Origin of the sequence: Tissierella sp. (genome assembly GCF_052089545.1) — a bacterium.
Classification (GTDB): domain Bacteria; phylum Bacillota; class Clostridia; order Tissierellales; family Tissierellaceae; genus Tissierella_A.
On the sequence record NZ_JBQDAA010000114.1, the window covers coordinates 1 to 7,613 of the forward strand.

The window sequence follows — 7,613 nt, forward strand, 5'->3', positions numbered from 1 at the left end:
TTTTAGAAGACTATGAAAAAGGCCGTAGAAAAGCCTTACTTGTTATGGCTACAGGTAGTGGTAAGACAAGGACAGCTATTTCTTTAGTAGATATACTGACAAGAAGAGATTGGGTTAAGAACATACTTTTTTTAGCTGATAGGACAGCTCTAGTCAAACAAGCTAAGCAAAGTTTTAATGAGCATCTTCCAAGTCTTTCGCTGTGTAACCTACTTGATAATAAGGATGATATAAATTCTAGAATGATATTTTCAACTTATCCAACTATGATGAATGCTATAGATTCAGTTAAAAATGAAGATGGACAAAAGATGTTTACAAATGGTCATTTTGACTTAATAATAATAGATGAAAGTCATAGAAGTATATATAAGAAGTATGGAGATATATTTGATTATTTTGATGCAAATCTACTAGGACTTACTGCAACGCCAGTAGATGAAATAGATAGAAACACCTATAGGATATTTGAGCTAGAAGATAACAATCCAACCTTTGCATATGAGCTAGGACAAGCTATAGAAGAGGGATACCTAGTAAACTATGAGCTTCCTCATGTATCTGAAAGTAAACTCATGAAAGATGGTATTAAGTATAGTGAGCTATCAGAAGAAGAAAAAGAAGAATTTGAAATGACCTTTGATGATAAGGAAGATATATCTAGTGAAGAGTTAAATAGGAGTTTATTTAATATAGATACTGTGGATATTGTAATTCAAGAACTTATGGAAAAAGGACTTAAAGTTGAAGGTGGAGATAAGCTAGGTAAAACTATTATATTTGCTGCCAATCAAAGACACGCAGATTTTATAATACAAAGGTTTGACGCACTTTATCCAGAATATAAGGGAAGCTTTGCACAAGCGATTTATCACAATATAAACTATGTGGCCAATGTGATTGATAACTTTAAAGACAAAGACTCTTATCCTCAAATAGCAGTTTCAGTAGATATGCTAGATACAGGTATTGACGTGCCTGAACTTTTAAATTTAGTTTTCTTTAAGAAGATAAGATCCAAGGCTAAGTTTTGGCAGATGATAGGAAGGGGAACTAGACTTTGCGAAGATCTTTATGGTCCTGGAATAGATAAAGAAAAGTATATGATATTTGACTACTATAAAAACTTTGAATTCTTTGAAGTAAATAAAAAAGGCTTGGAAGGAAACATATTAAGGTCTTTAACTGAAAATATATTTAATATAAAAATAGATATAATAAAAGCTTTAGAACATTTGGACTATCAAATAGACAGCCATATAGAATATAGAAATAAACTTATAGAAGAAACTTTAAAGGATATATCCAATATTAATAGGGAAAGATTTAATGCTAGTATGAGACTTCATCTAATAGATAAATACACTCAAAAAAAATCATTTGAAACCTTAAATGAAAAAGATATAAATGAATTAAAAGAAGAAATATCTCCTTTAATAATTCCCAGTGATGACGATGAACTAGCTAAAAGATTTGACTATCTTATCTATACTATTCAATTTGCCTATTTGGAGAAAAGACCTATGAATAGACCTAAGAGAAGAGTTGTGTCTACTGCAGAAAAACTTGAAACAAAGGGGTCTATAGTTCAAGTAAGGGAAAACAAGGATCTAATAGACAAACTTCAAACCCAGGAATTTTGGGATCATGCTGATATATTTGAATATGAGAAAGTAAGATTAGCTTTAAGAGACCTTATAAAACTTATAGATAGGGAGCAAAGAGGAATATATTACACTGATTTTAAAGACGAGGTAGTAGGAACTAGAGAGTCAAATCCTATATACAATGTTAACGAACTTGGAAACTATAAAAAACAAGTAGAACATTATCTTAAAGAGTATAAGGACAATTTACCTATATATAAATTAAGGAACAATGAAGAGCTAACAGAAAGCGATATAAAATTTTTTGAAAAAATACTTTGGGAAGAATTAGGTAGTAAAAAGGAATATGAAAAAACATATGGAGAAGAACCTTTATTAAAACTAGTTGCAAGTATAACAGGTATGGAAAGAGCTGTAGCTGAAAAAGAATTTTCTAAGTTTTTAAATGATGAAAGCTTAAATTCAAACCAGATAGATTTTGTAAATAATGTAGTAAACTATATAGTGAAAAATGGAAGTATAGGAAAAGAAGTACTAAGAACATATCCATTCAATAAAAATGGAGGAGTTAGTTCTATATTTAAAGATAAAATTAATATTGCTAAAGATATAGTCGCCATAATTGATAAGGTTAATGAAAGATTGATTGTATAAAATATGGTGTAATTTATAATAAATTTAATACAAAGAGTATTGCTTAAAAAGGAGAATAAATATGCAAAGGGTTGTAACATACCTATATCCAGAACATGAAAATGCTTCAAGTTTAAAAGTTTTTCAAGATAGAACAAACCAAATTAAAGCTTTTTATTTTACAAGGGACTATATTAAAAAAGTAGAAAGCTTAGAATCGGGCAAAAACTATGCTGTGTATTTTTTATTTGATAAAACGGAAGATGGAGAAATGACTAAGGTATATGTAGGTAAATCAACAAATGGAGCTAATAGGATGCAAAGTCATAACAATAATAAAATGTTTTGGTCCTTTTGTCTGATGTTTGTGACTGACAATGACACTTTTGATACCTTAACTATTGATTATATGGAATATTATTTTATAAGAAAGCTAGAAACAAGTGGCAGATATTTCTTAGAAAATAAGGTAATGAGAAATACAGAACCTAATGTGAGTATTTTTGATAAACCAACTGTGAACTCATATATAAATCAAATAGAATTTTTATTAAAGGCAGAAGGTATAAACTTTGAAGAGGAAAAAAGTAATTATTTAACAAAATTTTATTACCCGAGGTCTAAAAAATATAAAGCTAAGATATTTGTAAAGGATGGAGAATTTATATTATCAGAAGGATCAATTGTTAGTCCACCTATAGAATCCTCTAAAAATTGGAGTGATGAAGGAAAATTTTATAATAAATATATTAACTATATCAATGACTTTTTAGAAGATGATAAAATTGAAGACTGCGAAGGTAAATATAAAACACTAATCAATTTAACATTTACTAGTCCATCAGCAGTTGCCTCACTTATATCTGGTAGAGCTGAAAATGGATGGAAATTTTTTGATAAAATAGAAGAATTAAGAGAGTGAAATATTATAGAATATAGGAATATTTTAAAAAGAAAAGGTGTATAAAATGATAGTAGGATTTGATCCAATAATAGATAAGGATTGCCAAATACTAATCTTAGGAAGTATGCCAGGAGTAGATTCACTTAGAAAACAGGAATACTATGGTCATAGTAGAAATCAATTTTGGAAGATAATATTTTCCTTATATAATAGTGAGCCCATAGAAGATTATGAAGAAAAGAAAAAGTTTTTACTAGAAAAAGGTATAGCCCTTTGGGATGTCCTTAAAGGATGTCAAAGAGAAGGAAGTCTAGATTCAAATATAAAAAATTCAGAGGAGAATGACTTCCAAAGCTTTTTCAAGCAATATCCAAAGATAGAAAGGATCTACTTTAACGGTAAAAAAGCCGAGAAACTATATAGAAGGTTAGTTGTTAAAGATATGGGTGAAAACAATATGGAACTTATAGGCTTACCATCTACAAGTCCAGCCTATACGATAGGAATAAAAGAAAAGCTGAAGGATTGGGTAAAAATAATAGATTAGATAAGAGCTAGAAGTTCTTTCCTATTTTCAGTGGAAAGAACTTCTATGGTCACGGACTAGGAGGAAAACGAATGAAGATAATCCATTGTGCAGATCTCCATCTTGATTCCAAGATGGAGACAAACTTTTCAAGGGAGCAAGCCAAGGAAAGAAGATATGAGATCTTAGAGACATTTGAAAATATGATAGGATACGCACTTGATAATAATGTGGAAGTAATCTTGATAGCTGGTGATATGTTTGATACTCCGCAAAACCAGCAAAAGACAATAAAAAATAGGGTGATAGATTCTATCCGGGAGGCAAGTGCTATTGACTTTCTTTACTTGCAAGGAAACCATGACCATGATGATTTCTTTAAGGATATGGAAGACAAACCTGAAAATTTAAAACTATTTAGCAAGGAATGGACTAGCTTTAGGTACGGTGACATCCTTATATCTGGTCTTGAATTTGATAGGGACAAGCCTATAGACATATATTCCAAACTATCCTTAAATGAAAATGATTTTAATATAGTAAGTTTGCATGGACAAATATCACAATATGGATCGGATAAGGATGCTGAGCTTATTAATTTAGGCCAATTAGAAAACAAATATATAGACTATTTGGCTTTAGGACACATACATAGTTATAAAAAAGAAAAGCTTGACTACCGGGGTGTATATTCTTATTCAGGTTGTCTTGAGGGTAGAGGCTTTGATGAGTTTGGTGAAAAAGGTTTTGTTCTTTTAGATATAGTTGATAAGAAGCTTTTTACAGAATTTGTTTCCCTTGCAAAAAGAACCTTTCATAAGGTGGAGGTAGATATTTCAGGCTACACAGAAACAGTAGATATTAATAGTCTTATGGAGAAAGAACTATCACCTATTTCCAAGGATGATATTGTAAGATTAGTATTTACAGGTCAGCTAGATGAAGATACTGAGATAGATCTAGATTATATTGAAGAAAAGTTAAAAAATAGATATTATTTTTCACAAGTTTTAGATGAGACAGAGATAAAAATAGATTATTTAAAATATGAAAATGATATTTCCTTAAAGGGAGAGTTTATAAGAAGGGTTAAAGAGCTAGAGCTTAGCGACAAGGAAAAAGGAAAGATAATTAAAATGGGTATTAATGCCCTTGTAGGTAAAGAGGTGAGCTTGTGAAAGTAATAAATTGCTATGTTGAAAACTTTGGGAAGTTAAGTCAGTTTTCTTACAATTTTAATGATGGACTAAATATAATAGAAGAAGATAATGGATGGGGAAAAAGCACCTTGGCTGCTTTTATAAAGGCCATGTTCTATAGCTTAGAATACCACAGGGGTAAGAAACTTACTGATAGAAAGCTTTATTCTCCTTGGAATGAAAAGCAATTTGGAGGCTATCTTATCTTTGAAAAAGACGGGACAGAATATAAGATAGAAAGGTTTTTTGGTAGAACAAAAAAGTATGACACTGTCACAGTTTATAATATGTCAAGAAATACTGTCACTGATGAACTAGGAGACAATCCAGGTGAAGCTATATGGGGAGTAGACAGGGATTCTTATGAAAAAACAGCCTTTATTACCTTGGATGATTCAAGTCTCTTAAATGATATTATTTCAAGTAAGTTAGGAAATATAGAAGATCAGGAGGCTGACCTGGAAACTTCAACCCAAGCAATAGACTTGCTAGATAAAGAGCTGGTAAGAATAAAGGCTAGAAGAGGGAAAAATGGTCTTCTTGGAAAAAAAGAAAAAGTACTAACTGGCTTTAAAAAAGAATTAAGACAATATCAGGATAGTTTGAAAAGGATGGAAAAAACTGAAGGCTGGCTTGAAAAGGAAGAGAAAGAACTTAAAGAAGTAAATAAAAAAATAGGAGAGCTTGAAGAAGAGCAATCAAAACTAGTCTTGTATGAAAAAAAGCGACAATATATGGGTAAATTAAAGGATTTTGAAGATAAAAGTAAAGAATATGATAAGGAAAAGACTTTTTTTGAGGGTAAAAGTTTATCAAAGGAAGAACTCGATACTATAGAAGAAGAAAAAAATAAATGCTTAAACAAGCAGGAGCAGGCTAGTAAAATAAGCTTATCAGATAAAAAGAAAAAAGAATTACAAGAGCTTAAAGATAAATTTAGTGAAGATGAAACAAGTTTAAAAGAAATAGAAGATTATAATGAGAAAATAAGTAAGCTATCAAATAAAAAAATAGAACTTAAAAAATATATAGTATCAGATAGGGATAAAGTTAGCTTTAAAGAATTGGAAAAGAAGTATAAGTATATTGATATAGATAGGGATACAATGGATGGATACTTGGATGATTTCAATCAAGTTTCTGAATTAATAGAAGATGAAAACAAAATTAAAAACGAAATAGAAGAATTAAAGCAAGAAAAAAGGAGTAGAAAAGAAGATAAATCAAAGAAAAGTCCAATGCTTTTTATTGGCTTAAGTATTTTTACTTTTGGGCTTATACTACTAGCTATAGTTTTTATTTTAGGGCTTATAACGACACTTGCAGGGGCTACTATAATAGTGTATTCTTTTATGCAAAAATCAAAGGATAAAAAAGAAGACAGCTATATTAAAAGAGAAGATACAATTGAAAATTTAAAGAAAAATTCACTAGAAGTTGAAAGAAAAAGAAAGGAAATGGAATCAGGATATCTTTCTTTCATAGAATTGATAGATGCAAAGCCTCTGAATCTAGCCTCTCTTTTAGCAAATAGTAAAGTTGATATTATAGAATACAATAGATTAAAGGATATTATAGAAGAAAATATACTTGAAAAAGAAAAGTTAGATAGTGAAATTTCAAATTTGAAAATGGAAATAGAGACTTATTTAAAGAAGTACTATAGTCATATAGAAGGTAGTGACTATAATAAAATTTTATCAGATTTAAGAGATGATTTATATAACTTTAAAGAACTTTTTAAAGCAGAAAATTCTTATAAAGAAATAATAAAAAGTAGGGAAGAAGCAAAAGAGATACTAGAAGAAAAACTAGGATATTATTATAAAGACTTTCCTGATGATATAAATTATGCAGTTGAAGAATTAAAAAATAAATACTATAGTTTACAAAGAGCTAAGGATAGATTGGATGAGGCTAAAGAAAGGAAGGAAAGCTTTAAGGGTGAAAATGATATAGCAGACCTAGATAAGCTTAATCTAGAAGACGAGGCTGATGAAGAGAAGGTAGCTTATTTAAGTAAGGAGAAAAAAGACTTAAATGAAGAAGCAAATGAGCTTATCAAAAAGATTGAAGGACATAAAAAAGATATAAATAATTTTATTGCAGAAGTGGATAAGATAGAGGATATAGAGTCTGAAATTGTACAGACAGAAAAAGATATTGAAAGATTAAAAAAAGAACATAATTTATTAAATTTAACCAAAGAATGTATGGTTGAAGCAAAAGAAAATTTGGCAGAAAAGTATATGGGTCATATGTCTTCTAATTTTAAAAAATATCTTGGTAAATTAAATAATGGTAAGACAGAGAAATATCAAATAGATATTAATTTAGATATAAAAGTGGAAGATGGTGGAAAGCTTTACAAGGAAAACCAATTAAGTAGTGGAATGAAAGATTTGGTTCAATTATGCCTTAGAATGGCCTTGGTAGAGTCTATATATAAAGATGTAGATAATCCAATATTAGTTTTAGATGATCCCTTTATAAACTTAGATAATAATAGGCTACAAAATGCTATAGATTTATTAAAGGAAATAAGCTTAGACTATCAAATAATATATTTTATATGTCATAGCAGTAGAAATGTTTAGAGGGTTAGTTAATGACCCCTTTGACTTGAATGAATAAGAAAGTTATAAAGATAACTTTCTTGAGGAAGTTTTAAATAGATTTATTTATATAGTTTAACTTTAACATATGGAAATAGTTAAATAATAATGATATAGTTGATAGTAAGA

The 7,613-nt window shown here is 29.4% G+C and carries 5 protein-coding genes; all 5 read left to right on the forward strand.

Going from position 1 to position 7,613, the window contains the following annotated elements:
* Positions 1-2,261: type I restriction endonuclease subunit R (locus tag ACTHW2_RS08655; protein ID WP_442263547.1), on the forward strand; the 2,261-nt coding region annotated here is incomplete at its 5' end.
* A gap of 61 nt (positions 2,262-2,322) precedes the next feature.
* A complete protein-coding gene (locus tag ACTHW2_RS08660) occupies positions 2,323-3,162 on the forward strand; it encodes a GIY-YIG nuclease family protein (RefSeq protein WP_442263548.1) in 840 nt (279 codons plus the stop codon).
* A gap of 46 nt (positions 3,163-3,208) precedes the next feature.
* Entirely contained in the window at positions 3,209-3,691 is a 483-nt protein-coding gene (locus tag ACTHW2_RS08665) for a DNA-deoxyinosine glycosylase (protein ID WP_442263549.1), read from the forward strand.
* A 71-nt stretch (positions 3,692-3,762) separates the two neighbouring features.
* Positions 3,763-4,848: a metallophosphoesterase family protein gene (locus tag ACTHW2_RS08670; protein ID WP_442263550.1), complete on the forward strand. Its 1,086-nt coding sequence runs from the start codon at positions 3,763-3,765 to the stop codon at positions 4,846-4,848.
* Positions 4,845-7,466, forward strand: a complete 2,622-nt coding sequence (locus ACTHW2_RS08675) for an ATP-binding protein (RefSeq protein ID WP_442263551.1) — start codon at positions 4,845-4,847, stop codon at positions 7,464-7,466. The genes ACTHW2_RS08670 and ACTHW2_RS08675 overlap by 4 nt, the downstream gene beginning before the upstream one ends.
* Positions 7,467-7,613: the final 147 nt, after the last annotated feature.